This is a genomic window from Ancalomicrobiaceae bacterium S20 (genome assembly GCA_040269895.1).
Lineage (GTDB): Bacteria > Pseudomonadota > Alphaproteobacteria > Rhizobiales > Ancalomicrobiaceae > Methyloraptor > Methyloraptor flagellatus.
In genome coordinates this window covers 3493321-3517726 of the sequence record CP158568.1, presented here as the reverse complement: position 1 = coordinate 3517726, position 24406 = coordinate 3493321, and the positions used below count along the sequence as shown (strand labels likewise).

Genomic DNA, 24406 nt, shown 5'->3' with positions numbered 1-24406 from the left:
CCGGCAAGGGGGGTGCTGGCAGGGATTTGCTGGGACGGACGGGCCGATCAGGCCGCCTGCGCCTTGCCCTGGGTCGCGGCGAGCGCGACGACCTCGGTCTCGGTGAGCAGGCGGGCGAGGCTGATGATCACCGCGAAGCTCGCGTCGCGGCGGACCACGCCTTCGATGTAGTCCGAGTTCCAGGCCACGCCGATGTCCGGCGCGGTCTCGATCTGGTCGGACGTGAAGGCGGCCACCTCGAACACGCGATCGGCGACGAGGCCGAGCGTCAGCACGCGGCCGGCGACCGGAACGTCGACCACCAGCACGCGCGTGTGCGGCGTCGGCTCGGTCTTGGAGAGGCCGAGGCGCAGGCGCAGGTCGATCACGGGCACGCCCTGGCCGCGCACGTTCCTCAAGCCCAGCAGATAGGCCGGCCCGCTCGGGATCCGGAACACCTCCTCATGGTCGAGGATCTCGCGGACGACCGAGACCGGCACCGCGAAGACTTCAGAACCAAGCGCGAAGGTGACGAATTGGGTTTCGCTGCCACCGGTCTTCATCATGCGATCTCCCTGAACTTGGCGTCGTCGGCATCCGGACCGCCCATCGCCATGTCGAGGGCGAACCCGCGGGCGCGCTCCTGCTGGGCGGCGACGGTCGGCTTCTTCATCGGCGCGGCCGGCTTCCTGGCCGGAGACGCAGCCATGTGCGCGACCGGATGGGACAGGCCCGATTTCGCCGCCGGCTTGCGCGCCGGGGCGGACTTCTTGGCGGACGTCTCGATGCCGTCGACCCGGAAGAAGGCGATCGAGCTCTGCAGCTCCTCGGCCTGGGCGGCGAGCTCTTCCGAAGTCGCCGACATCTCTTCCGAGGCACCGGCGTTCTGCTGGGTCACCTTGTCGAGCTGCTGGATCGCCTGGTTGATCTGCGCGGCGCCGATATCCTGCTCGCGGCAGGCGGCCGAGATCTCGGAGACCAGTTCGGCGGTCTTGCGGATGTCCGGCACCAGCCGGCTCAGCATCTCGCCGGCTTCCTGCGCGGACTTCACGGTATCGCCGGACATCTGCGAAATCTCGGCCGCAGCCGCCTGCGAGCGTTCCGCGAGCTTGCGGACTTCCGAGGCGACGACCGCAAAGCCCTTGCCGTGTTCGCCGGCGCGCGCGGCCTCGACCGCGGCGTTGAGGGCGAGCAGGTCGGTCTGACGGGCGATTTCCTGCACGATCGAGATCTTCTCGGCGATGACGCTCATCGCCTTGACCGCGCGATTGACCGCGTCGCCGGAAACCTCGGCGTCCTTGGCCGACTGGCGGGCGATCTTCTCGGTCTGGGCGGCGTTGTCGGCGTTCTGCTTGATGTTGGAGGCCATCTCTTCCATCGAGGCCGAGGCCTCTTCCGCTGCGGCGGCCTGTTCGCTCGCGCCCTGGGCGATCTGCTCGGAAGCCGAGGAGAGCTGCTGGCTGCCGGCCGACACGTTGTCGGAGGCCGAGAGCGCATCGCCGACCACGCCCGAGAGGCGGGCGACCATCTCCTGGACGGCGGCGATCAGGCTGGTCGTGTCGCCGGGGCGCACCTTGACCTCGACGGTCAGATTGCCGTCGGCGATCTCGCGGACCACATGGCGGGTGTAGTCCGGCTCGCCGCCGAGGGTCTTCAAGATGTCGCGGGTGATCATGAAGGCGATGCCGAAGCCGAGCACGACGCAGACGCCGAGGCCGCTCATGACGAACAGCTTGGCGGCCGCGTAGATCGCGGAGCCGTCGTCGGCGGCGGCATTGCCGCCCTTGCTGTTGAACTCGACGAGCTTGTCCAGCGCGTGCGACATCTCCTCATAGACCTTGCTGGCCTCGCCGTCGTAGATCTCCATGGCCTTGTCGGTCTCGTTGCGCGTCGCGAACTCGACCGCCTTGGCGTGGAGCTTCAGGTAGTCCTTCCATTTCTGGACAAAGCCATCGTAGAGCGCCTTTTCTTCCGGCGCAGCGATCAGCTTCTCATACGCCGCCTCTTCCTTGGCGACGTTCTCGGCCAACCGGTTCATCTCGCCGAGCCACTTCTTCTTGCCGGCTTCGTCATGCGCGATGACCTGCTGCAGCTCGGCGGTCCGGAGATCCGAAGTGATGGTGTTCAGCCGATGCGAGGCGTCGAGGCTCGGCATCCAGTTCGTCGCGATTTCGTGCGCCTTGCCGTTCACCGCCCCGATCTGGACGAGCGAGAACGTGCCGAGCGCCGCCATGAGAACGATGAGGACGCCGAAGCCGAGGGCCAGCTTCACCTTCAGAGACAATTTCATGGGTCGATCCTTCCGATCCCGCAGATGACCACCGCCGGCATCGCAATGATGCCGACGGTGCCGCGCGATCACGCGATTTCTTTGAACTGGGCGTCGTCCGCATCCGGACCGCCCATGGCCATGTCGAGGGCGAAGCCGCGGGCACGCGCCTGCTGGGCGGCGACCGTCGGCTTCTTCGGCGCAGGCGTCGCCGGCTTGCGGGCCGGGGCGGCGGCGGGCACGTGGGCGACGGTCGTCCGCGCGGCCGGCTTGCGCGCGGCCGGCTTGGCGGCGGGGGCGTCGTCGACCCGGAAGAAGGCGATCGAGCTCTGCAGCTCCTCGGCCTGCGCGGCGAGCTCTTCCGAGGTCGCCGACATCTCTTCCGAGGCCCCGGCGTTCTGCTGGGTCACCTTGTCGAGCTGCTGGATCGCCTGGTTGATCTGCGCGGCGCCGATGTCCTGCTCGCGGCAGGCGGCGGAGATCTCCGAGACCAGTTCGGCGGTCTTGCGGATGTCCGGCACCAGCCGGTTCAGCATCTCGCCGGCTTCCTGGGCCGACTGCACGGTGTCGCCCGACATCTGAGAGATTTCCGCCGCAGCCGCCTGCGAGCGCTCGGCGAGCTTGCGGACTTCCGAGGCGACGACCGCAAAGCCCTTGCCGTGTTCGCCGGCGCGGGCGGCCTCGACCGCGGCGTTGAGGGCAAGCAGGTCGGTCTGACGGGCGATCTCCTGGACGATCGAGATCTTCTCGGCGATGACGCTCATCGCCTTGACCGCGCGGGTGACCGCTTCGCCGGACACTTCCGCGTCCTTGGCCGACTGACGCGCGATCTTCTCGGTCTGGGCGGCGTTGTCGGCGTTCTGCTTGATGTTGGCGGCCATCTCCTCCATCGAGGACGAGGCCTCTTCGGCGGCCGAAGCCTGCTCGCTCGCGCCCTGGGCGATCTGCTCGGAGGCCGAGGAGAGCTGCTGGCTACCCGACGAAACGTTGTCGGAAGCCGCGAGCGCATCCTTCACGACCGCACGCAGGCGATCGACCATCTGCTCCAGCGCCCGGCCGAGCGTATCCTTGTCCGACAGCGGCTTCGGCTGGACCATCAGGTCGCCATTGGCGATCTCGGAGGCGATGCCGGCGGTGATGCTGAGGTTGCCGACCATGGCGCCGAGATTGCCGACCACCTCGTTGCTGAGGCCGCCGTAGCTGCGCTGCGGCTTCTGCGACAGGTCGCCGATGGCGACCGCGCCGAGCAGCTGCGAGATGTCGCGGAAGGCGCCTTCGACGGCCTGGGCGCTGCCCTGCATCTTGCCGACTTCGTCGCGGCGGCCGGTGTCGAGCGGGTCGGCGAGCTTGGCCAGCGCCTCGCTGACGCGGCCGATCGGCTTGGCGACGGTCTGCGTCATCAGCCAGCCGATGCCGAAGGCGATCAGCACGTTGACGAGCATGCCGCCGATGATCACCTCGGTGATCGTCTCGAAGGCGGCGGCCTGCGCCTGCTGGCGCACGCCGAGCAGCACCTTCTCCGCGCCGATGATCTCGCCGGCGACCTTGCGCAGGCCGTCCATCGAGGCCTTGCCGGCGCCGCCGATCTCGATCTGGCGCGCTTCCTCATGCGACTGCGGGTTCTGCATCAGCTTGATCGCGCGCTCGGCGATCGTGTTGTGCCAGGTGTCGGCGAGCTTGCGCATCTCGTCGAACCGCGCCTGCTGCGCCGGGTTGTCTGAGGTCAGCTGCTTGCCGCGCTCCCAGGCCCGGTGGAACTGGTCCCAGCCCGACTTGTAGGGCTCGAGGAAGTTCTCGTTGCCCGCCAGCAGGAAGCCGCGATAGCCGGTTTCCTGGTTGACCATGCCTGCCACCGAGTCGTTGACCGCGTCGATCACCTGCAGCGTGTGGTCGTTCCACGCCGTGGTGTCCTTGACCTCGCGCGACTTCCAGTAGATCGCGCCGCTGACGACCAGCGACGCCACCAGGATCAGCCCGAGGGCGATCATCAACTTCTTCGGGATCGAGATGTTGTCGAACATCGACATGGGTATGCCCCCTGGAGCAGCGGTCCGGCGGGATCGGCCGGCGGATAGGCGCGACGGGTCTCGTCGATTAGGCGGCCGCGGCGCGACGACTGCGGTGCCGTGATGGTGGAGAGAGGGAGGAAGGAAGCGGCCGGGAGCCCCCCCTCCGGCCGCTCCGTCTTCAGGTCAGGCGATTTCCTTGAACTGGGCGTCTTCCGCATCCGGACCGCCCATCGCCATGTCGAGCGCGAAGCCGCGGGCGCGCGCCTGCTGGGCGGCGACCGTCGGCTTCTTCGCAGCCGGAGCGGCCGGCTTCTTGGCCGGGGCGGCCGGCATGTGGGCGACGGTCGTCTTGGCGGCCGGCTTGCGCACGACCGGCTTCGACCGGCCATCGGCGTTGTCGACCCGGAAGAAGGCGATCGAGCTCTGCAACTCCTCGGCCTGAGCGGCGAGCTCTTCCGAAGTCGCCGACATCTCTTCCGAGGCACCGGCGTTCTGCTGGGTGACCTTGTCGAGCTGCTGGATCGCCTGGTTGATCTGCGAGGCCCCGATGTCCTGCTCGCGGCAGGCGGCGGAGATCTCGGAGACCAGTTCGGCGGTCTTGCGGATATCCGGCACCAGCCGGTTCAGCATCTCGCCGGCTTCCTGGGCCGACTGAACGGTGTCGCCCGACATCTGCGAGATCTCGGCGGCGGCGGCCTGCGAGCGTTCCGCGAGCTTGCGGACTTCCGAGGCGACGACCGCAAAACCCTTGCCGTGTTCGCCGGCACGGGCGGCCTCGACGGCGGCGTTGAGGGCGAGCAGGTCGGTCTGACGGGCGATTTCCTGCACGATCGAGATCTTCTCGGCGATGACGCTCATCGCCTTGACCGCGCGGGTGACCGCTTCGCCGGACACTTCCGCGTCCTTGGCCGACTGACGCGCGATCTTCTCGGTCTGCGCGGCATTGTCGGCGTTCTGCTTGATGTTGGCGGCCATCTCCTCCATCGAGGACGAGGCCTCCTCGGCGGCCGAGGCCTGCTCGCTGGCGCCCTGGGCGATCTGCTCGGACGCGGCCGACAGCTGCTGGCTGCCCGACGACACGTTGTCGGAGGCCGACAGCGCATCCTTCACGACCGCGCGCAGGCGATCGACCATCTGCTCGAGCGCCTGGCCGAGCGTGTCCTTGTCCGACAGCGGCTTCGGCTGGACCATCAGGTTGCCTGCGGCGATCTCGGTCGCCATGGCGGCCGTGTCGCTGAGGTTGGAGGTCATGCGCTCCATCGCCTTGATGAGATCCTTGATCTCGTCATTGGCCTTGTGCTCGACCTGCTTGCCGAGATCGCCGATCGCGACCGCCTCGGCGAGCTCGCCGGCCCGACGCAGACCGCGGGCGATGCCGAGCGCCATCCACAGCGCGGCGCCGACGGCCAGCAGGGCGGCGATGCCGGCGATGGCCGTGAGCTGCATCTTGGTCTCTTCGTAGCTCGCCTGCGCGTTCTCGCCGGCGACCCGCATGATCCTCTTCTGCAGCTCGACCAGCTTGGCAATGGCGGTGCTCATTTCGGTCGCGGCCGTGCGGACCTCGCCGTTCGACGCGTTGATCGCCCCCTCGGCGTTGCCGCTGGCGACCATGTCCGGCAGTTTGCGCGCCGCCACGGCGAAGGTCTCAGCCGACTTCCTCAACCCCTCCCAATAGGGCTTGCCCTCGGCGCTGGCGGTCTCGAAGCCCTTGTTGGCGAGATCGAAGACGACCGCGATCTGGTCCTCCGAAACCTTGAAGTACTTCTTGGCCTCCTGCGGATCCTTGGCGAGCAGGGCGTTCTTCTGGCCGCGGATCGACTCGGACATGGCGGCGGAGGCCGACAGTGCATATTCGAGGCGCTTGGCCGGACCCGTGACGATGTTGTCCAGCATCGAGTTGATCTTGGACAGGTTCATGATGCCCATCACCGCGATGCCGGCGAGCATGAGCACGATGAGGCCGAAGGCGAGGGACAGCTTCAATTTGATCGTGAAGCGCATGGCGGATTCCTTCCTGGAAGGGTCGTGACGGAGCTTCTGTCCGTCGTCGGATCAGGCAGCGGGGTGTCGGATGATTTCGGCTTCCGTGGCGGGCTTCCGGTGGCCGGCCCTGAAGATGGCCTGCAGGTCCGGGAAGATGACCACGGCGTCGCCGTGCTTGTTCAGGCAGTGGATCAGGTTCTCGGGCCAGCGCATGCCGACGCGCGGCGGCGCCTCGTTGTTGGCCTGGCGCAGCGTCGAGACCTCGTTGACCTTGTCGGTCCGGAGCCCGACCAGCGTCGGCGTCCCGTCGAGGTCGATCTCGACCACGACGATGCGGCTGTCGATCGTCGGCGGCTTCGGCTCCATGCCGAAGGCGAGGCGGATGTCCGCGAGCGGGATCACCTTGCCGCGGAAGTTGATCACCGCGCCCACGAAGGGGCGGGCGCCGGGCACCGCGGTCTCGGGCAGGAGATCGAGGATCTCCCGCACGATGGTGGCCTCGAGGGCGAAGGTTTCCCCGGCGATGTCGAAGGTCAGAGCCTCCATTTCGCCTTCGTCGCCCCAGGCGAGGGCAGTGTTTGCGAGAGCAAGGTTCGTGGTCATGCGGTCGCGCGCAGCTGCGCCTCCTGCTTCTGACCCGCAGCCACCAGATTGGCGACGTCGAGGATCAGCGCCACGCTGCCGTCGCCGAGGATCGTCGCCCCGGAGAACGTATCGACGTCGTCGTGCAGCTTGGACATGGACTTGATGACGGTCTGGTGGTCGCCGATGATCTGATCGACGACGAGCCCGACCCGCTCCTGACCGGTCGAAACCACCACCACCTTCTGGTAGGGATCCGGCCGGGTATCGGTCGCGAACACCTCGCGCAGGCGGATGAACGGCACGAGCGCGCCGCGCAGCGACAGGAAGCTGCGGCCCCGCGAGCGCAGGTCCTCCTCGAGCGACAGTTCGAGACATTCCTCGACCGCCGGCAGCGGGATCACGTAGCGGCCCTTGCCGATGCGCACGAGCAGGCCGTCGATGATCGCCAGCGTCAGCGGGATCGCCAGCGTCATCGCCGAGCCGGCACCCGCGCGGGTGCTGATCTCGATGGTGCCGCGCAGCGAGTCGACCGTCTTCTTGACCACGTCCATGCCGACGCCGCGGCCGGAGAGGTTGGTGACGGTCGCCGCGGTCGAGAAGCCCGGCTGCAGGATCATCTGCAGCAGCTCCTGCTCGGACAGCACGGCGCCGGGCGCGATCAGGCCGACCGACTCCGCCTTGGCGCGGACCCGGTCATGGTCGATGCCGCGGCCGTCGTCGGCGATGGTCACGATCACCTCGCCGCCGGCCTGACGGGCCGAGAGCGTGATGCGGCCGGCCGCCGGCTTGCCCGCGGCCACGCGTTCGGTCGGGGTTTCGAGGCCGTGGTCGGCGGCGTTGCGGACCAGATGCACCAGCGGATCGGCGAGACGCTCGATCACGGTCTTGTCCATCTCGGTCGCTTCACCCTCGGTGACGAGCTCGATGGTCTTGCCGGTGTCGCGCTGCAGGTCGTGCACGAGGCGGCGGAAGCGCTCGAACAGCGTGCCGACCGGCACCATGCGCAGCACCATCATGGTGGTGCGCAGCTCGCTGCACAGCCGTTCCATTTCCTCGCTGACCGTGCGCAGCTGCACGTCGGTGCTGGTGCCGGCGATCTGGGTGAGGCGCGACTGCGCGATCACCAGTTCGCCGACGCGGTCCATCAGCTCGTCGAGCCGTTCCGCCGGCACGCGCACGCTCTCGGCCTTGCGGCGGCTCTTCGGATCGTTCGGATCGCTGCGGCCGGCGGGCTGGGCCGCGCTCGGCCGCGCGGCGACTTCGGTCCCGGCCGCCGTCTCGGCCGGCTTGGCCTCGGCGACGGGAGCGGCATCGGCCACCATCGCGGTCGGCAGCCGCGGGGCCGCGGCAGGACCACGATCCTCGATCTCGAGCATCATCTCGTCCATGACGAACAGGAACACGTCCTCGATGTCGCCGCGCGAGCGGTCGGTGACGAGATCGACGGTCCAGGCGAGATGAAGACGGGTCGGGTCGAGGTCTTCGAGCGCCGGCACCTTGCTCGTGTCGACCGTCACCTCGCAGGTGCCCATCTCGCGCAGTTCGTCGAGGAAGGTCAGCGGGTTGGTGCCGTTGACGAGCGTGTCCTCCGGCAGCGCGAAACGGATGCGCCAGCGATGTTCGTCGGAGCTTGCGGCGGCTTCCTCGATCGCGGCGGCGACCGGTTCCGATGCGGCCGCCGGAGCATGGACGGCGCCGCTGCCGTCGACCGCCGCCTGGAGCTGCTGCAGCAAGAAGGCGCCTTCGGCCGCGCGATCGTCGGCCGGATCCTCGACCAGCGAGCGCATGTGGTCGCGGGCGGCGAGAACGGCGAAGACCAGTTCGGCGGTCGCGGGCGCCTGGCCCTTGCGGACGCGGTCGAACGCGGTCTCGCAGTGGTGGGTGAAGGCGGCGAGCGCCTCGAACCCGAACATCGCGCCGGACCCCTTGAGGGTGTGCAGGCCGCGGAAGACGGCGTCGATCAGAGACTGATCGTCGAGCCGGTGCGCCATGTCGAGCAGGCCCTGCTCGATCTGCTCGAGCAGTTCGGCGGCCTCGGCGCGAAAGATTTCGACGGGGTCGATCGTTGTCATCGTCCGAGCACCTTCGTCACCAGCTTGACCAACTGACCGGAATCGAACGGCTTGGTGAGCCAGGCGGTCGCGCCGGCCGCCTTCGCGCGGCTCTTCAGATCCGCATCGGATTCGGTGGTGAGGAAGACGATCGGAACGCCGATCTGGTTGGGCAGACGGCGCATCTCCTCGATCATCTTGAGCCCGTCCATGTTGGGCATGTTGAGATCGGTGACGATCGCGTCAAAACGCTTTGACTTGGCCTTTGCCAGACCGTCGAGACCATCGACCGCCTCGGTGACGTTGAAGCCGGCCGAAGTCAGGGCGATGCGGGTCGTCATTCGGACGGAAGCCGAGTCATCAACTGTCAGAATGTGTGCGCTCATGGGTCAACCCTCCTGGTGCAACCAGAAACGAGCGGCGTCTGGTGCGCCGGTGAGAAAGCCGCCGCGCTCGAGGACACGGCGAATGTTCGCGCCGGCCGGCTTCGCCAGGCTCAGGCTCTTTCCATCGCGTTGCGCAGTCGACCTGGCGGCTTCGACCAACTGGACGAAGCTGAGATCGACCGGGGCATCGTCGGGAAACTGGAGCGTGAGCTTGTCAGTGCCGGCTAGCGCCTGGATGAGCAGGCCGCGTGTGGACTGGATACCGCGGATGGTCATGGCGACCTGATCCGCCGATGCGTCGGGGCGTTCTGTAATTTCGTTCATGGCAGAGCCTTCTGTCTGGCTCTACGATTCTCGCCCTGTTACCTAAATGAAATATTAAAAAGAACTGTTATTTTATAAGCATACTAAAATTATGATGCAATGCAATTGAAATTATAGAAAGCAATCGTCGAAATCTTCCGTTGAGTTAGTCGCAGTCGTGTGGGTAATGGTGATTTCGGATCCGGCGGAAGTGCTTGAAAAGACTCCCTGAAAGACATTGCGATGCAGATCGCGCTCGCTTGCCATGGTGTAACATCCAATTTGATGCTCGGCAAAACGGCGGATAAGGGGGTTTACGTAGTCGACCTTTGTATTGGGGAAGTCGGCGCGCAGCACACGGGTGCAGTCGCCGAGGGTTTCGCCGAGCGAACTGCCGAAGTCGAGGTCGCGGGCGATGTCCGCGATCCGGCTGACCACGCTGCCGCCCTGGCGCTGGATCACCGCGACATGACGGTCGGTCCCGGCATTGACGTTGCGCAGCGTCTCGGCGACGGAGTCGAGCTCCCCCGAAATGTCGGCGCCGCCGGCTTCGTCGAAGATGTGGGCGACCTGGTCGCGGATCTGTTCGAGACTGCCGAGCACACGCTCGGCCGCCTGCCCGAGGCGATCACCGACTGCGTTGATCTCGCCCGCGATGGCGCCGACCGCGCGCCCCTTGGCGCCGAGACGCGCGCAGCGCAGGCTGGCGTTGATCGCCAGGCAGCGGATGTCGTCGCGCACATTGCGCAGATTGCCGATGCTGCCGGCATCGTCGAGCAACTGTCCGGCCAGCCGGGCCGTTTCCTCGCGGGCGAGGCTCGTGCGCCGGTGCGCCTGCTCGATGCCGGCGACGAGCTGGCGCACGGTGGCGACGCCGCTTTCGACCGCCTGCATGGGGCTGCGGTCGCCGTCGTCGCGCGCCAGCGTGCCGTGGAGCGCGAGGATCGATTGCGCGTCGCTGGCGAGCGACTGCAGCGTCACGACGATCTGGCGCGTCTGCACGTTGAAGTCGGCATGCAGAGCCTCGAGCAGGACGGTGAACAGCCGATGCGCGGCGGTCGACAGCGCGTCCGCATCCTCGCCGCCCTCCGACATTTCCGAGACGAGGCGGATGCCGTTCTGGATGTGCTCGATGCGCTGGCGCGTCGCGTCGCCGACCTGCAGGGCCGACAGGATGGTGCCGACCTTGGTCTGCACGTTGCGCATCAACCCGCTCGCGTGCTCGGCGGTCTTCTCGAGCTGGCGGCGGCGCTGGTCGATGGTGTCGACCGCGCCGACCAGGGTCGCCGAAACGGTCGGGAACGCCTCGCCGATCTGCGCGACCGCGCGGCCGCTCTCGCTGCCGAGACCGTTCAGCTGGTCGCCGATCTGGCGCAGCAGCGACACGAACCGGGTGACTTCCTCATCCGACAGGCGGACGAAGTTGCTGATGTCGTCCGCGAAGCTCAGGAATTCGCCGCTGTCGGCGCCGGCGATCTTGGTCTCGATCGCGCAGATGCCGAGATGGCGCAGGATGTCCTTCATCTCCCGGATCACCGGCTCGAGCGTCGCGCCGGTCGAGACGATGCTTTCGAGCTCGCCCTGGCGACGCCGTTCGGCGTCGATGCGGCCGCGCAGTTCGCCGACGGCATGCCGCAGCCGTTCGGTGGCGAATTGCGCGTTGGTGTCACTGAGCGAAGAGACGATGCCGTCGAGTGCTGTAAGCAGCTCTCCAACCAGTTCCCGGACCGCCATCAGCGCGGCGCCGCCGGCCAGAAAGCGCTGCTCGATCTCGAGCCGCGCCTTCTCGAGCCTGGCCGACACGTCGGCAAACAGCGCGCCGCGCTTGTCGGTCGCCCGGACGGCGCGGTCCTCGAGAAGGCCCAGGGTCATCGTCTGTCGATCTCCGCATTTCCCGAACGAAATCGTTCGCGCATGAGTCGTTGTCGCGAACGTGCACGGCATTGGCGTTGCGGCAGTGAGTCGAACGTTTCGACGTCAGAGTCGTGCGCCATCGCAGTGCAATATCTCGCTTCACGCGGTGCGTCGTTAGGGCATCGCAAGCTGGAGATTAACGTGAGCCTCTAAACAATTCATTTATGAAAACACAACTAACAACGGCTAGTTGCAATCAAAGATCTGACTCGAAATCGTTAGTGCTGTGGTCTACTAAAATATCGACATTGAGTGGTAGCGCGTAGCCAGTAGGACCTTCGATTATTCCCTAGAGGAAGGCACGAATCTCGCGTCAGTACGCCCGACCTCGGTGCCCGGAAAGCGCGAAAAACCTCGGAAATGCTGACGTTTGGCTGACGGCCGCCAAGCCGTGGACGGGCCGCTGGCCGGACGGCCGGGGGCCGAAAAAGCGATCGCCCCCGGGCGCCGCGCGGGAGAGGGCAGCGCGGAACCCGAGGGCGATCTTCCCGGTCGAACCGATCAGCCCTTCTTGGGCGGGGTCGCCGGCCAGGACTTGATCAGCGTGTCGTAGTCGATGGTCTCGGGCTTCGGGCGCTCGTTGGCGAGCTTACGCTGCGGCGCGATGTTGCCGTCCTTCTCGGACTTCGAGAACCAGTACTCGGCCGTCTGCTTCTTGTTCAGCTTCGGACCGCAGGCGCCCTGGACGCCGGACTTTTCGAGACGCTCGAGCACGGCGTCCTGCGCGGTCGCGAGCGCGTCCATCGCCTGCTGCGGGGTCTTGGCGCCCGAGGAGGCGTCGCCGATGTTCTGCCACCAGAGCTGCGAGAGCTTGGCGTAGTCCGGCACGTTGACGCCGGTCGGCGTCCACTGCACGCGCGCCGGCGAGCGGTAGAACTCGATCAGGCCGCCGAGCTTCGGCGCGCGCTCGGTGAACGACTTGTCCCAGATGTCGGATTCACGGATGAAGGTCAGGCCGACGTGGCTCTTCTTCAGCGACACCGTCTTCGACACGATGAACTGCTGATAGAGCCAGGCCGCCTTGCGCCGCTCGAGCGGGGTCGACTTGAGCAGGGTCAGCGAGCCGACGTCCTGGTAGCCGAGCTTCATGCCCTCCTTCCAGTAGGCGCCGTGCGGGCTCGGCGCCATGCGCCACTTCGGCGTGCCGTCGGCGTTCACGACCGGCGTGCCGGGCTTCACCATGTCGGCGGTGAAGGCAGTGTACCAGAAGATCTGCTGGGCGACGTTGCCCTGCGCCGGGATCAGCGCCGAGTCGTAGAAGGTCATGCCGGCGGCCTGGGGCGGCGCATACTTCTTCAGCCACTCGAGATACTTGGTCACGGCATAGACCGCGGCCGGGCCGTTGGTGTCGCCGCCGCGCTCGACCGACGATCCGGTCGGGTTGCAGCCCTCCATGCGGATGCCCCATTCGTCGACCGGCCGGCCGTTCGGCAGGCCCTTGTCGCCGTTGCCGGCCATCGACAGCCAGGCGTCGGTGAAGCGCCAGCCGAGCGACGGGTCCTTCTTGCCGTAGTCCATGTGGCCATAGACCTTCTGGCCGTCGATCTCCTTGATGTCGTTGGTGAAGAACTCCGCGATGTCCTCATAGGCCGACCAGTTCAGCGGCACGCCGAGCTCGTAGCCGTACTTGGCCTTGAACTTCTCCTTGATGTCCGGGCGGGTGAACCAGTCGTAGCGGAACCAGTAGAGGTTGGCGAACTGCTGGTCCGGCAGCTGGTAGAGCTTGCCGTCGATCCAGGACGTGAACGACTTGCCGATGAAGTCGTTGAGGTCGAGCATCGGATCGGTGACGGCCTTGCCGTCGCCCGCCATCCACTCCGACAGGTTGACCGTCTGGTTGTAGCGCGGATGCGTGCCGATGAAGTCCGAGTCGTTGATCCAGCCGTCGTAGACCGACTTGCCGGACTGCAACGTGGTCTGCAGCTTCTCGACCAGGTCGCCTTCCTGGATGATGTCGTGCTTGACCTTGATGCCGGTGATCTCCTCGAAGGCCTTGGTCAGCACCTTGGACTCGTAGTCGTGGGTGGTCAGCGACTCCGAGACGATCGAGATCTCCATGCCCTTGAACGGCTTGGCCGCCTCGGCGAACCAGGCCAGCTCCTTCATCTGCTCGTCCTTGGAGAGCGTCGAAGGCTGGAACTCGGTGTCGACCCACTTCTTGGCCGCCGCCTCGTCGGCCCGCGCCGAACCGGCGGCGAGCGCGATCGCCAGCGTGGCCAGCGATATTCCGATTGCACGCTTCATGGTGGTTTCCTCGTGTGGTGCGCCTTTGGTGTCGAGGGCGGCCGGCCGGGCGCTTCTCGTGCCGGTCGCTCGTGTTCCGACGTCAGACCTTGCGGAACACCGCGACGGCCCAGACGAGGGAGAGAGCGCTCGCCCAGAGGAGGTCGACGCTGGTCAGCGCGATCCAGGCGAGGTGAAGGAACGCCGCCCCGAGCAGGGTGACGAACAGGCGGTCGCCGCGCGTGGTCGGGATGCCGAGGGCGCCGACCCGCTCGATCTCGGGATGCCGCACCGCGAGCACGGTCAGCACGGCGAGTGCGGCGGCGATCGCGGCGAAGAACAGGCCGGTCTGCCAGGTCCAGGCCATCCATGCGATGTCCATGGCGAACTCCTCACACGCGGCCGAGGGCGAAGCCCTTGGCGATATGATTGCGGACGAACCAGATCACGAGCGCGCCGGGGATCAGCGTCAGCACGCCGGCGGCGGCGAGCAACCCCCAGTCGATGCCGGAAGCGGAGACCGAGCGGGTCATGATCGAGGAGATGGCGCGGCTGTTGGTCAGCGTGCGGGCGAGCAGCAGCTCGACCCACGAGAACATGAAGCAGAAGAACGCCGCGACCCCGATGCCGTTGGCGATCAGCGGCACGAAGATCTTCACGAAGAACCGCGGGAACGAGTAACCGTCGATGCGCGCGGTCTCGTCGATCTCGCGCGGCACGCCCGAGACGAAGCCTTCCAGGATCCACACCGCCAGCGGCACGTTGAAGATGCAGTGCGCCAGCGCGACGGCCCAGACGCTGTCGAACAGCCCGACCGAGGAATAGAGATTGAAGTAGGGCAGAGCGAACACCGCCGGCGGCGCCATCCGGTTGGTCAGCAGCCAGAAGAACAGGTGCTTGTCGCCGACGAAGCGCCAGCGCGAGAAGGCGTAGGCCGCCGGCAGCGCCACCGCGATCGACAGGATCGTGTTGATCGCGACGTAGCTCAGCGAGAACACGAAGCCGTCGAACCATTCCGGCGACGAGAAGATCACGCCGTAGTTCTTGAGCGTCGGCTGCGTCGGCCACAGCGTCATCGAGGTCGAGACCTCGACGTTGCCCTTGAACGACAGATTGATTAGCCAGTAGATCGGCATCATCAGGCAGACGATGTACGAATAGTAGATGATCCTGCGGAGGGTCATGGCTCAGGCCTCCTTGGCATCGTTGGAGACGATGGCGGTGTAGAAGACCCAGCTCACCGTCAGCACGATCAGCGTGTAGACGATCGACATGGCCGCGGCCTTGCCGAGGTCGAACTGGCCGAGCGCGATCTTCACGAGGTCGATGGAGAGCACGGTGGTCGAGTTGCCCGGGCCGCCGCCGGTGACCACGAAGGGCTCGGTGTAGATCATGAAGCTGTCCATGAAGCGCAGCAGCACGCCGATCAGCAGCACGCGGTTGAGCTTGGGCAGTTCGATCCGGCGGAAGATGTCGAGCCGCGAGGCGCCGTCGATCCGGGCGGCCTGATAGTAGGCGTCCGGGATCGACTTCAGCCCGGCGAAGCACAGCAGCGCCACGAGGCTCGTCCAGTGCCAGACGTCCATGACGACCAGCACGAACCAGGCGTCGGCGACGTGGGTGGTCGGGTTGAAGTCGAGCCCGATCGCGTTGAGGAGCCAGCCGAACAGGCCGATGTCGGCGCGCGTATAGAGCAGCCAGATCATGCCGACCACGTTCCACGGCACGAGCAGCGGCAGCGCCATCAGGACGAGGCCGACGGCGAGCGCGGTGCCGTGGCGCGGCATGGTCAGCGCGATCAGGATACCGAGCGGCACCTCGATCGCGAGGATCACCAGCGAGAAGCCGGTCGAGCGCGCCAGCGCCTCCCAGAACCGGCCCCCGAGTTCGCTCGACGGGTCGAGCAGCTCGGCGTACCAGCCGATGCCGTTCCAGAAGAACTGGTTGTTGCCGAACGTGTCCTGGAACGAATAGTTGACCACCGTCATCAGCGGCAGCACCGCATTGAAGGCGACCAGCACGAACACCGGCAGCACGAAGAACCAGGCGCGGTTGTCGAATGTCTTGATCATGTCTCACCCCACCCGCCGGCTGTCGGCGTAGACGTGGATCTGTGCGGGATCGAAGGCGATGCGGGCCTCGGGGCCGGCCGGGACGTCGCCGGGCACGAGCGCGGCGAGGCGATGGCCTTCGAAGCGGACGCGCGCGTAGCGGACGCGGCCGAGGTCGTCGATGCGCTCGATCGTGACCGGATGGCCGTCGCCGCGGGTCAGGCGCAGGTATTCGGGCCGGATGCCGAGTTCGATGCGCTCGCCCGACGGCGGACCGGCGAGCGGGCGACCGAGCGGGATCACACGGTCGCCGACGCGCGCGACCCCGCCGTCGACCCGCGCGGGCAGGATGTTCATGCCGGGCGAGCCGATGAAGTGGCCGACAAACGTGTGCTCGGGGCGCTCGTAGAGCTCGTCCGGCCGGCCGGTCTGCACGATGGCGCCGTCGTGCATGACCACGACCGTGTCGGCGAAGGTCAGCGCCTCGGTCTGGTCGTGCGTCACGTAGATCATCGTAATGTCGAGCTGGCGGTGCAGCGCCTTGAGCTTGGAGCGCAGCTCCCACTTCAGCGCCGGATCGATCACCGTCAGCGGCTCGTCGAACAGCACGGCCGCGACATCGGCGCGGACGAGGCCACGGCCGAGCGAGATCTTCTGCTTGGCGTCGGCGCCGAGGCCGCGCGCGCGCTTGGTCAGCGCGCCGCCGAGATCGAGCAGGTCGGCGATCTCCCGCACCCGCGCGTCGACCGCCTTGCCCTTGAGGCCGCGATTGCGCAGCGGGAAGGCGAGGTTCTCGTAGACGGTCATCGTGTCGTAGACGACCGGGAACTGGAACACCTGCGCGATGTTGCGGCGCTCGGTCGAGAGCTCGGTCACGTCGCGCCCGTCGAACAGCACCTTGCCGCGGGTCGGCACGACGAGGCCGGAGATGATGTTGAGCAGCGTGGTCTTGCCGCAGCCGGACGGGCCGAGCAGGGCATAGGCGCCGCCCTGGCGCCAGGTCATGGTCATCGGCTTCAGCGCGTAGATGTTCGCGGCCGCGAGCGCGGCGCTGTAGCTGTGGGCGAGATCGGTGAGTTCGATGCGGGCCATGGGACGACCTCTCAGGAGAACCGGGTGGCGTCGGGCGTGACGATCACGCGGCCGTCGGTCGCGAAGACGAACAGGCGGGCCGGGTCGATGTGGACGGCGATCGGCGCCCCCGGCGCGATCTCGTGCACGCCGGCGGTCAGCGCGACCCAGCGGAGCCGCCCGGCGTGGACGTGCACGTAGCTCTCCGAGCCGGTGATCTCGGTCACGTCGACCGTGCCGACGAGCTCGATCGTCTCGGTCTTAGGCGAGGGGGCGAGCAGCAGGTCGTGGGCGCGCAGGCCGATCGCGTAGTCGCCGTCGGCGAGGCTCGCCAGCGCCCCGAGCGCCGAAGCAGATGCGCCGCTCGGCAGCCGGATCGCATCGCCGCGCTTGGTGATGGTCATGACGTTGAGCGGCGGATCGGAGAAGGTCTGTGCCGAGGCGAGGCTCGCCGGCCGGCGATAGACCTGCGCGGTGGGGCCGAACTGGATGAGCCGCCCTTCGCCGAGACAGGCGGTGTTGCCGCCAAGGAACAGCGCCTCCGCCGGCTCGGTGGTCGCATAGACGAAGATCGCGCCGGTCTCGGCGAAGATGCGTGGCAGTTCCTCGCGGAGTTCCTCGCGCAGCTTGTAGTCGAGGTTGGCGAGCGGTTCGTCGAGCAGCACCAGATCGGCGCCGCGCACCACGGCGCGCGCGATGGCGCAGCGCTGCTGCTGGCCGCCGGAGAGCTGCAGTGGCGTCTTTTCGAGATGTGCCTCGAGCCGCAACATGGCGGCGGCCTCACGGACACGCCGGTCGATCTCGCGCGGGTCGACCTTCTGCACGCGCATCGGCGAGGCGATGTTCTCGTAGACGCTGAGGCTCGGGTAGTTGATGAACTGCTGGTAGACCATCGCCACCGAGCGGCGGCCGACCGGCACGCCGGTGACGTCGCGCCCGTCGGCGAGGATGCGGCCGGCGGTCGGGCGATCGAGCCCGGCCATCACGCGCATCAGCGAGGTCTTGCCGGCGCGCGTCGGTCCGAGCAGCACGTTGACCGTGCCGCGCTCGAGCGAAAGGTCGATCGAGCGGAGGTGGTGCTCGCCGCCATACTCGAGTGAAATGCCTTGGAGCGACAACGACATGCGAACCTCGATCTGCTTGGCATCGGGGCATGGGGAAGCGTTGCCGCGGCAGGTCCTTCACCCGCGCGGCGCATGGGATCCCGGTCCGTGACGCGGCGGGCCGCGTCAGCGGTCGGGGCGGGAACGGCTTCCCCGGATGGGGGTGATCAGCAGGCGCCCCAGTCGCGGGCGAGTGCCTTCGACAGCGCCTGGAACCGGGCGAACTTCTTGGCGTGGGCGGCATGCCGCGCCGCCGACGGCTCGCACCGGCGGCGGACGCGGACCATCTTGCCGATGGCCGTCTCGAAATCGGGATGGGCGCCGATCGCGACCGCCGAGGCGATCGCGACGCCGCGGGCGCCGAGCTCGGTGCCGTCGGTGATCTCGATCGGCAGGCCGAGCACGTCGGCGAACATCTGCGCCCAGATCTCCGACCGCGAGGCGCCGCCGGCGAGGCGGATCGCCTCGGGCTTGGCGGCGTCGTAACCGGACAGCAGCCGTTCGATGTCGACCCGGCGCGCGTAGGCGATACCCTCGAAGATCGCGCGCAGCACGTCGCCGAGCCCGTCGGAGCGTTTCAGCCCGAGAAGACCCGCCGGCGCGCCGCCCGGACCGCCGAACAGATAGGGGAAGAAGACGATGTCGTTGTCGCGGTCGAGCGCGTCGCGGACATAGTCGTTGCAGACGTCATAGACCGAGAGCCCGGCCATCGCGGCGCGCGAGGCCTCGCCGTCGAGCACTTCGCGGCAGAACCATTCGAAGTTCGAGGCGGAGGTCGCTGCCCCCTCGGTCGCCAGCACCTGGTTGCCGACCGGATAGGGCATCTGCAGGAACGGCATCACCGACAGGCGCGGCGCGGCATGCACCGTGGAATTGATCGAGAAGGTGCCGGCGATCATCGACAGCCGGTTCGGCCCGACCACGCCGGAGGCGAGCGCGGCGGCGGCGACATCGACGACGCCGCGCACGACCGGCGTGCCTTCCTTGAGCCCGGTCTGCAGCGCCGCCGCGGCCGTGACCCGGCCGACGACCTCCGCCGAGGGCCCGATCTCGGGCATGCGGTCGAGCCAGTCGGGTATGCCGAGATCGCGGAAGACCTCACGGGCATAGGTGCCGCTCTCGACGTCGATCGCCCCGGCGATGCCGGCATCGGTCGGATCGGTCGAGAAGTCGCCGCAGAGCCGGCCGCGCAGGAAATCCTTGCAGAACAACACGCGCTCGGTGCGCGCGACGGTTTCGGGCTCATGCGCCGAGAACCAGGCCATCAGCGCGATCGCCTGGCCCGGCCAGATGCGCTGCTGGATGCGGCGGGCGATCACGCCGGCGCGGCCGTTCGCCTCCCATTCGGCGACGAGACCGGCGGCGCGGCTGTCGGTCGACACGACACCCGGCCGCACCGGATCGCCGTTGCGATCGGTCAGGTAGATGCCGCTGCCGTAGCCCGAACAGGACACTGCCACGACGTCGTCGGGCGAGGTGCCGGTCGCCTCGAGCACCGAGGCGACGGACTCGCAGGCCGCCCGCCACATGCGCTCGGGATCGCGCTCGGTATGGCCCGGCGCGGGAAACAACATCTGGTTCGGACGTCTCTCACAGGCGAGCTCGCGACCGTCGAGGTCGAACAGCGCAGCCTTGGTCATCGTCCCGCCGGCATCGATGCCGATCAGGCGCTCCCTCATGGCGTTCCCTCCTGCCGGACGTTGCCGGCGCGGCCCCTTTTTGGGGCTCAACACGTAATTACATGTTTGATCATATCGGCGACTTTCGACCCGTCAATGCCGAATTTTTGGAAATTTTCCTGCTGCATCGCAACAATAACTCCGAGTTTTCGGCCCTGTTGACACCGGTTCATTCTTGTGCAGGTTTTAACTTGTAATGATGAGATTGTGACCGCCCCGTCATGGTGCGAGCGCGGTCTCGCCGGATCGCGGTCGATCGCCGCACCCAGTCCTGGAGCCATTGATGCTGTCCCGCGATACCATCCTCGACGGTCTGCGAAAGGGGGCCGCCCCCGAAGTCCTGATCATCGGCGCCGGGATCAACGGCATCGGCACGTTTCGCGATCTCGCCCTTCAGGGCGTCCCGTCGCTGCTGGTCGACATGGGCGACGTCTGCTCGGCGACGAGCGCGGCCTCGTCGCGGCTGATCCATGGCGGGCTGCGCTATCTGGAGATCGGCGAATTCGCGCTGGTTCGCGAGTCGGTCGAGGAACGCAACCGGCTGCTCCTCGACGCGCCGCATCTGGTCCGCCCGATCCGCGTCCGCGTGCCGATCCGCGGCCTGTTCGGCGGCGCGGCGGCTTCCGTCGCCCGCTTCCTCGGCCTGTTGCGGTCGCCGGGGCCGAAAGGCGCCTTCGTCGTCGCGCTCGGCCTCAGGGTCTACGACCTGTTCGGCGGCCGTAACCGCACCATGCCGGCGCACCGCATGGTGCCGCGGAACGAATTCCGGCGCACCATGGCGCGGCTGGCGCCCTTCGTGCGCTACATGGGCGAATATTACGATGCGCGGCTGGTTGCACCGGAGCGGCTCGGCCTCGAGCTGCTGGCGCAGGGCGAAGCCGCCTGTCCAGGAGCCGTCGCGGCGACCTATGTCGCGGTGGTCGGGCGCGAGGGTGATGCCGTCATCCTGGCCGACACCGTGACCGGCGAGCGCTTCCGCGTGCGGCCGAAGGTGGTGGTGAATTGCGCCGGTGCGCGCATCGACGAGGTGGACCAGCGCATCGGCATCGAGGATCGGCTGATCGGCGGCACCAAGGGCTCGCATCTGGTGCTGCGCGACCGCGCCTTCGTCGCCGCGCTCGACGATTCGATGCTCTATTTCGAGACGCCCGATCACCGGATCTGTCTCGCCTATCCGCTCGACGACGAACATGTGCTGCTCGGCACCACCGATCTGCGCACCGACGATCCCGACGATGTCGTCTGCTCGGACGCGGAGGTCGAGTACCTGTTCGACGTCATGCGCATGGTGATGCCGGATCTCGATCTCGACCGCTCGCGGATCGTGTTCACCTATGCCGGCATCCGGCCGCTGCCGGCGAGCGACGGCGTCGCCGGCGCGATCAGCCGCGATCACTCGATCCGCACCTTTGCGCCGAGCGACGACCGGCCGTTCCCGGTCCTGTCCCTGGTCGGCGGCAAATGGACGACGTTCCGCGCCTGTGCGGAGGAGATCGCCGACGAGGTGCTGGCGCTCCTCGGCCAGCACCGCCGGCAGTGGACCTCCGGCGTCGCCATCGGCGGCGGCGCGAACTGGCCGGTCGACATCGCCGCCCATGTCGCGGCGCTCGCCCGTCGCTTCGGCCTCGCCGAGACGCGCGCGGCGACGCTGTTCGACCGCTACGGCACGGCGGTGACGGCGATGCTGGAGGGCTTTGCCGGGGCGACGGAACAGCCGCTCGCCGCCGTTCCCGATCACTCCAGGCAGGAGATCGCATTCCTGGCGCGAAACGAGCGCGTCGTGCACCTTGCCGACATCGTACTGCGCCGTACTCTGGTCGCGTTGTACGGTCGGGCAACCGAGGCCGCCGTCGCCGAACTCGCCGATGTCGTCGGCGAGGCACTCGGATGGTCGGCGGAACGCCGCGCCGCCGAGGCGCAGGCGACCCTCGGGCTGCTCGCCAGTCGTCACGCCTGTCCAGGAAAACAACAATGAGCGATGACCGCCGCCGGGCGCCCCATTCCGGCCCCGACCTTCTTGCCAGCCTCAAGGCGCTGGCCGTGCGCGAGACCGACTCGCCCCTGCCGCTCTGGTCGCAGGTGAAGAACGCCGTGCAGACCATGATCGTCACCGAGGGCCTGTCGGAGAACGCGCGTCTGCCGTCCGAAGCGGAGCTCTGCGAGCTGTTCGGCGTGTCGCGCACGGTGGTCCGCGAGGCGCTGAACCAGCTCGTCCACGAGCGCGTCATCTACAAGCTGCACGGCAAGGGCGCCTTCGTCTCCGGCAAGCGCGACGAACAGGGCTTCCTCGGCTCCAACATCGGCTTCTCGGGCGAACTGCACAACACGCACCACGCCGTCAGCCGCACCATCCTGCGCCAGGAACTGGTGAGCCCGCCGGAGCGGGCGCGCGAGATGTTGAAGATCACCGCGCCAGACGAACAGGTCGTGGCGCTCGACCGCGTGCTCTCGGTCGACGGCGTGCCGCGCATCCTCGTCTACACCTACATCGTGTCGCGGCTCGCGCCGGGCTTCGAGCAGGTGCCGATGCACAACCGCTCGCTCTACGACACGCTGGCCCGGCGCTACGGCATCACCATGCGCCGCGCCGAGCGCTGGCTCGAGGCGGCGACCGCCACCGCGGAACAGGCGAAGCTCCTCGACATCCCCAAGGGCTCGCCTGTGATCGCGATCGAATCCATCACTTACATGCAGACGGACGAAACGATTGAATACTACACCGCCGTCTATCGGACGGATCGCACCCGCCTGCATTTCATCGTGAGCTGACGCAGGGTCGGGCAACCGGCGGCTCGGCCGCCGGTCGCCCCCCTCGTCCTCATGTTCACCCCCTGCGCCGACCGGACCGGTTCCGGTCGAGAGGCCGTCCGCCCCCTCGGGTCGGCGAACGGTTCCGCGCGTCCGCATTCCGCCCGCAAGGCTCCGGCGAGCCCTGCGGGTCGTCGATGAAACCACGCAACGAAACCACGCGAGGGAAGGAAACCGACCATGGCCCATATGGGTGATCTCGTCGCCGAGATGCTGGCGCGCTACGGCGTCGAACTGGTGTTCGGCATGCCGGGCGGCCAGACCACGGCGCTGCACGATGGCATTTCGCGCCGGACCGACCGGATCCGCCACGTGCTGATGCGCGACGAGCGCAACGCCGCCTACGCCGCCGATGCCTATGCCCGGCTGACCGGCAAGCCCGGTGTCTGCGACGTCACCGTCGGGCCGGGCGCGAACCTGCTGCCGGCCGGATTCATCGAGGCGCTGAACGCCTCGGTGCCGATGGTCGGCATCGTCGGCGAGCTGCCGCTCGACTGGCTGACCCTGAAGGAGAAGGGCATCGCCAGCCAGGGCTTCGACCAGCTCTCCTTCTTCAAGACCATTACCAAGGACAGCTGGCTCGTGCCCTCGGTGATCGCGCTGCCGGAGATGATCCGCACCGCCTTCCGCGTCGCGACCTCGCCGCGCCCCGGCCCGGTCGCGCTGATCATCCCGCACGACATCTTCGATGCCGAGTGGGACGAGGAGAAGGTCAAGATCGGCATCGACGAGCGTGCGATCCGCGCGCCCTTCGTCCGGTCCGCGCCGGTCGGCCGAGATGTTGCTGCGGCGGTCGCACTGATCCGCAAGGCGAAGCGCCCGGCGATCGTGTTCGGCGGCGGCGTTCACGGCGCCGATGCGACCGCGGTCGCGACCCGCTTCGCCGAGCGCCTCGGTGGCCTGGCCGTCACCAGCCTGACCGGCCGCGGTTCGGTGCCCGAGACGGCGGCCTACGCGGCCGGCACGCTCAATCCGCTCGGCTCCTGGGCCGCGATCGAGCTGGCCAAGGAGGCGGATCTGGTCATCTGGTGCGGCTCGAAGGCGAGCCAGAACACCGCGATGAACTGGACGCTGCCGCTGCCCGAGCAGGCGACCATCACCATCGACTGCGATCCGAACGAGCACGGCCGCACCTTCCGCCCGACCGTTTCACTGTTCGGCGACGTGCGCGAGGCGCTCGACCTGCTCGAGGCGGCGCTGGAGCCGCAGTCGCACCCGGAATGGCAGGCGCGCATCGCCGAGGTGAAGGCCGAGGGCGAGCGGCAGAAGCGCGAGGAGATCGAGAGCGAGCGGCTGCCGATGCATCCGGCCCGCGTCATGGCGGAAGTCGCCGCCCGGCTCGGCGAGGACGACCTCGTCATATCCGACGCGAGCTTCTCGGCCGGCTGGATCGCCAACTACATCCCCGCGCGCAAGGCCGGTCGCGGCTTCCTCTATGCCCGTGGCCAGGGCGGTCTCGGCTACTCGACGCCGGCGGCGATCGGCGCGGCCGAGACCCTGCCCGGCACCCGCATCGTCACGGTCGCCGGCGATGGCGCCTTCTCCTACACGATCGGCGAACTGGCGACCCAGTCGCAGCGGCACCAGAAGGTGGTCAACGTCGTGCTGAACAACGGCCGGCTCGGCTGGATCCAGCTCTGGCAGGAGATCTTCTTCAAGAACGTGCAGTCGGCGCTGCTCGAGAGCCAGAGCTGTCACCCGAACTTCGCCGCCGCCGGCGAGGCGCTCGGGCTCAAGGGCTTCTCCGTCGAGACCCCCGACCAGCTCGGCCCGGCGCTCGACGCGGCCTTCGCCTACGACGGCCCGTCGGTGGTCGAGGTCCGCATCGACGACCTCGCGACGCCGATCCATTCGTTCAAGCGCCGCATGCGCGAAGGCGCCGACGCGCCGCGTCCGCGCCCGGGCACGGTCTACAAGCTCCGCGACTGGAAGGTTTCGCCCGACATCCCATAAGGACGACACCCCGACGCACGGAGGAGGGCGGTCCCGTCG

At 67.7% G+C, this 24406-nt stretch carries 19 protein-coding genes; 3 read left to right on the top strand and 16 right to left on the bottom strand.

The genetic code is table 11. From position 1 onward, the window contains the following. Nucleotides 1-47: 47 nt before the first annotated feature. From ABS361_15970 to ABS361_15895, 16 genes are all read right to left on the bottom strand, one after another. Nucleotides 48-542 carry a chemotaxis protein CheW gene (locus tag ABS361_15970; GenBank protein XBY46912.1) on the bottom strand — a complete coding sequence of 165 codons (495 nt, stop codon included), beginning with the start codon at nt 540-542 and terminating at the stop codon, nt 48-50. After that, nucleotides 542-2269 (bottom strand): methyl-accepting chemotaxis protein, encoded by a 1728-nt coding sequence (locus tag ABS361_15965; protein XBY43569.1) that lies wholly within the window; start codon nt 2267-2269, stop codon nt 542-544. Before ABS361_15965 ends, ABS361_15970 begins: the two co-directional genes overlap by 1 nt. A gap of 68 nt (nt 2270-2337) precedes the next feature. Then, entirely contained in the window at nt 2338-4269 is a 1932-nt protein-coding gene (locus ABS361_15960; GenBank protein XBY46911.1) for a CHASE3 domain-containing protein, read from the bottom strand. 171 nt (nt 4270-4440) lie between these two features. After that, entirely contained in the window at nt 4441-6258 is a 1818-nt protein-coding gene (locus tag ABS361_15955; GenBank protein ID XBY43568.1) for a methyl-accepting chemotaxis protein, read from the bottom strand. A gap of 51 nt (nt 6259-6309) precedes the next feature. Continuing rightward, entirely contained in the window at nt 6310-6843 is a 534-nt protein-coding gene (locus ABS361_15950) for a chemotaxis protein CheW (GenBank protein XBY43567.1), read from the bottom strand. Beyond that, the gene (locus ABS361_15945) at nt 6840-8897 is read right to left on the bottom strand and encodes a chemotaxis protein CheA (GenBank protein XBY43566.1); all 2058 of its coding nucleotides are present in this window, start codon (nt 8895-8897) and stop codon (nt 6840-6842) included. Before ABS361_15945 ends, ABS361_15950 begins: the two co-directional genes overlap by 4 nt. After that, the gene (locus ABS361_15940; protein ID XBY43565.1) at nt 8894-9262 is read right to left on the bottom strand and encodes a response regulator; all 369 of its coding nucleotides are present in this window, start codon (nt 9260-9262) and stop codon (nt 8894-8896) included. The genes ABS361_15945 and ABS361_15940 overlap by 4 nt, the downstream gene beginning before the upstream one ends. 3 nt (nt 9263-9265) lie before the next feature. Beyond that, on the bottom strand, nt 9266-9586 hold the full coding sequence (locus tag ABS361_15935) for a hypothetical protein (GenBank protein ID XBY43564.1): 321 nt from the start codon (nt 9584-9586) through the stop codon (nt 9266-9268). Between the two features lie 111 nt (nt 9587-9697). Continuing rightward, nucleotides 9698-11437: a hypothetical protein gene (locus ABS361_15930; GenBank protein XBY43563.1), complete on the bottom strand. Its 1740-nt coding sequence runs from the start codon at nt 11435-11437 to the stop codon at nt 9698-9700. 543 nt (nt 11438-11980) lie between these two features. After that, nucleotides 11981-13723 carry an ABC transporter substrate-binding protein gene (locus tag ABS361_15925; GenBank protein ID XBY43562.1) on the bottom strand — a complete coding sequence of 581 codons (1743 nt, stop codon included), beginning with the start codon at nt 13721-13723 and terminating at the stop codon, nt 11981-11983. Nucleotides 13724-13805: 82 nt separating this feature from the next. Then, complete coding sequence (locus ABS361_15920; protein ID XBY43561.1) at nt 13806-14084, bottom strand: DUF2160 family membrane protein; 279 nt, start codon at nt 14082-14084, stop codon at nt 13806-13808. Nucleotides 14085-14094: 10 nt separating this feature from the next. Next, entirely contained in the window at nt 14095-14886 is a 792-nt protein-coding gene (locus ABS361_15915; protein ID XBY43560.1) for a carbohydrate ABC transporter permease, read from the bottom strand. 3 nt (nt 14887-14889) lie between these two features. Next, the gene (locus tag ABS361_15910) at nt 14890-15774 is read right to left on the bottom strand and encodes a sugar ABC transporter permease (GenBank protein XBY43559.1); all 885 of its coding nucleotides are present in this window, start codon (nt 15772-15774) and stop codon (nt 14890-14892) included. Between the two features lie 3 nt (nt 15775-15777). After that, nucleotides 15778-16845 carry an ABC transporter ATP-binding protein gene (locus ABS361_15905; protein XBY43558.1) on the bottom strand — a complete coding sequence of 356 codons (1068 nt, stop codon included), beginning with the start codon at nt 16843-16845 and terminating at the stop codon, nt 15778-15780. An 11-nt stretch (nt 16846-16856) separates the two neighbouring features. Further along, a complete protein-coding gene (locus ABS361_15900) occupies nt 16857-17948 on the bottom strand; it encodes an ABC transporter ATP-binding protein (GenBank protein XBY43557.1) in 1092 nt (363 codons plus the stop codon). Nucleotides 17949-18094: 146 nt separating this feature from the next. Next, nucleotides 18095-19606 carry an FGGY-family carbohydrate kinase gene (locus tag ABS361_15895; protein ID XBY43556.1) on the bottom strand — a complete coding sequence of 504 codons (1512 nt, stop codon included), beginning with the start codon at nt 19604-19606 and terminating at the stop codon, nt 18095-18097. 283 nt (nt 19607-19889) lie between these two features. On the opposite strand from ABS361_15895, the gene ABS361_15890 reads away from it, so the two are divergent. From ABS361_15890 to ABS361_15880, 3 genes are all read left to right on the top strand, one after another. Then, nucleotides 19890-21581 (top strand): glycerol-3-phosphate dehydrogenase/oxidase, encoded by a 1692-nt coding sequence (locus ABS361_15890; GenBank protein XBY43555.1) that lies wholly within the window; start codon nt 19890-19892, stop codon nt 21579-21581. Beyond that, a complete protein-coding gene (locus ABS361_15885; GenBank protein XBY43554.1) occupies nt 21578-22375 on the top strand; it encodes a GntR family transcriptional regulator in 798 nt (265 codons plus the stop codon). The genes ABS361_15890 and ABS361_15885 overlap by 4 nt, the downstream gene beginning before the upstream one ends. Nucleotides 22376-22594: 219 nt before the next feature. Then, a complete protein-coding gene (locus ABS361_15880; GenBank protein ID XBY43553.1) occupies nt 22595-24367 on the top strand; it encodes a thiamine pyrophosphate-binding protein in 1773 nt (590 codons plus the stop codon). The last annotated feature ends 39 nt before the right edge of the window (nt 24368-24406 follow it).

Excerpts from the sequence above, each read along its gene's own strand:
- ABS361_15965 (XBY43569.1), bottom strand. The coding sequence starts at position 2,269 with ATGAAATTGTCTCTGAAGGTGAAGCTGGCCCTCGGCTTCGGCGTCCTC.
- ABS361_15925 (XBY43562.1), bottom strand. The coding sequence starts at position 13,723 with ATGAAGCGTGCAATCGGAATATCGCTGGCCACGCTGGCGATCGCGCTC.
- ABS361_15940 (XBY43565.1), bottom strand. The coding sequence starts at position 9,262 with ATGAGCGCACACATTCTGACAGTTGATGACTCGGCTTCCGTCCGAATG.
- ABS361_15915 (XBY43560.1), bottom strand. The coding sequence starts at position 14,886 with ATGACCCTCCGCAGGATCATCTACTATTCGTACATCGTCTGCCTGATG.
- ABS361_15880 (XBY43553.1), top strand. The coding sequence starts at position 22,595 with ATGGCCCATATGGGTGATCTCGTCGCCGAGATGCTGGCGCGCTACGGC.
- ABS361_15900 (XBY43557.1), bottom strand. The coding sequence starts at position 17,948 with ATGTCGTTGTCGCTCCAAGGCATTTCACTCGAGTATGGCGGCGAGCAC.
- ABS361_15885 (XBY43554.1), top strand. The coding sequence starts at position 21,578 with ATGAGCGATGACCGCCGCCGGGCGCCCCATTCCGGCCCCGACCTTCTT.
- ABS361_15895 (XBY43556.1), bottom strand. The coding sequence starts at position 19,606 with ATGAGGGAGCGCCTGATCGGCATCGATGCCGGCGGGACGATGACCAAG.
- ABS361_15920 (XBY43561.1), bottom strand. The coding sequence starts at position 14,084 with ATGGACATCGCATGGATGGCCTGGACCTGGCAGACCGGCCTGTTCTTC.
- ABS361_15905 (XBY43558.1), bottom strand. The coding sequence starts at position 16,845 with ATGGCCCGCATCGAACTCACCGATCTCGCCCACAGCTACAGCGCCGCG.
- ABS361_15970 (XBY46912.1), bottom strand. The coding sequence starts at position 542 with ATGAAGACCGGTGGCAGCGAAACCCAATTCGTCACCTTCGCGCTTGGT.
- ABS361_15945 (XBY43566.1), bottom strand. The coding sequence starts at position 8,897 with ATGACAACGATCGACCCCGTCGAAATCTTTCGCGCCGAGGCCGCCGAA.
- ABS361_15955 (XBY43568.1), bottom strand. The coding sequence starts at position 6,258 with ATGCGCTTCACGATCAAATTGAAGCTGTCCCTCGCCTTCGGCCTCATC.
- ABS361_15950 (XBY43567.1), bottom strand. The coding sequence starts at position 6,843 with ATGACCACGAACCTTGCTCTCGCAAACACTGCCCTCGCCTGGGGCGAC.
- ABS361_15910 (XBY43559.1), bottom strand. The coding sequence starts at position 15,774 with ATGATCAAGACATTCGACAACCGCGCCTGGTTCTTCGTGCTGCCGGTG.
- ABS361_15930 (XBY43563.1), bottom strand. The coding sequence starts at position 11,437 with ATGACCCTGGGCCTTCTCGAGGACCGCGCCGTCCGGGCGACCGACAAG.
- ABS361_15890 (XBY43555.1), top strand. The coding sequence starts at position 19,890 with ATGCTGTCCCGCGATACCATCCTCGACGGTCTGCGAAAGGGGGCCGCC.
- ABS361_15960 (XBY46911.1), bottom strand. The coding sequence starts at position 4,269 with ATGTTCGACAACATCTCGATCCCGAAGAAGTTGATGATCGCCCTCGGG.
- ABS361_15935 (XBY43564.1), bottom strand. The coding sequence starts at position 9,586 with ATGAACGAAATTACAGAACGCCCCGACGCATCGGCGGATCAGGTCGCC.